Here is a 1,435-nt window from a genome sequence, read left to right on the forward strand (position 1 = left end):
TGAACTGCACCCCAATTGTTAGACACAGTCTAACAATTGGAGGTGTAGTTTTTTTGGCTAAATACTCAACTGAAGAGAAATTAGAAGCTGTCCTGGCTTATCTAGAAGGTAAAGCGTCGTATAAAACAATTGCTGAAGAACGTAATATGAGCACTGCGCCACTAAAAAGATGGGTATTACGTTATCAAAAACATGGAGAGGAAGGAATTACCTCTTCGTATACAAATCACGAGATTCAATTTAAAATAGATGTACTCAATTACATGAACGAATTTGGGGCATCCATCAATGAGACCGCCGCTCGATTTAATTTGTCTTCGGATTATACAGTACTTAAGTGGAAGAGGCAATTCGAAACAGGTGGAATAGACGCCCTCATATCAAAGAAAAAGGGGCGTACATCCATGAAAGAAGATACAAAGAAATCAACTCCAGTTGAAGGCTCAACCGAGGCTTTACAGGCGGAAGTGGAACGTTTACGAATGGAGAACGCCTACTTAAAAAAGTTGAATGCCTTAGTTCAAAGCAAGGAAAAGTTACAAAGCAAGACAAAGCGCAAGTAGTATTTGAACTAAGGCTAGAGTATCCCATTACTTCATTACTGCAGCTGGCTCAGATTCCACGTAGCACGTACTATTACTGGGTAAGTACAATGGATTGTCCAGATAAAGATACGGTCTTAAAATCCCGTATTTTAGCGGTCTATCATGAGCATAAAGGCCGTTATGGATACCGTCGTATTACAGACGAGCTACACAATGAAGGGCAATTAGTGAATCATAAAAAGGTGCAGCGCATCATGCGTGAACTCGGCTTAAAATCCATCGTTCGCATGAAAAAATATCGCTCATATAAAGGAACAGTTGGTAAAATTGCTCCAAACATCCTAGATCGAAATTTCAACGCTACAAGACCAAATGAGAAGTGGGTTACAGATATTACAGAGTTCAAATTGTTCGGAGAAAAGCTATACTTGTCACCCATACTTGACTTGTTTAACGGGGAAATCATTACCTACACCGTTGATTCACGTCCACTCTATACGCTTGTCTCTGGCATGTTGGATCAAGCCTTGAAACGTAAGACAAACGATGACATCTTATTGATTCATTCTGATCAGGGCTGGCATTACCAAATGCCCCAATACCAGCAGTCATTGAAGGAACAAGGCATAACACAAAGCATGTCACGTAAGGGGAACTGTTACGACAATGCCGTTATGGAGAATTTCTTTGGGATCCTAAAATCCGAGTTTCTTTATACAGAAGATTTTGATAGCATTGAACAATTCAAAGTAGAACTTGATCAATATATCCACTATTACAACCACAAACGAATAAAGGCAAAACTAAAACGCATGAGCCCGGTACAGTACCGAACTCATGCGTTAGAGGTGGCCTAACTATATAATGTCTAACTTTTTGGGGTCACTTCA

At 39.9% G+C, this 1,435-nt stretch carries 1 protein-coding gene; it reads left to right on the forward strand.

The genetic code is table 11. From position 1 onward, the window contains the following. Positions 1–53 precede the first annotated feature (53 nt). Positions 54–1,402 (forward strand): IS3 family transposase gene (locus MUG84_RS27115; protein ID WP_244731281.1). Its coding sequence is split into 2 segments (ribosomal slippage): positions 54–498 and positions 498–1,402, totalling 1,350 coding nucleotides; the frame shifts between segments, so codons are not numbered across the junction. The last annotated feature ends 33 nt before the right edge of the window (positions 1,403–1,435 follow it).

The sequence above is a fragment of the Paenibacillus mangrovi genome (genome assembly GCF_022898935.1).
Classification (GTDB): Bacteria; Bacillota; Bacilli; order Paenibacillales; family Paenibacillaceae; genus Paenibacillus_AQ; species Paenibacillus_AQ mangrovi.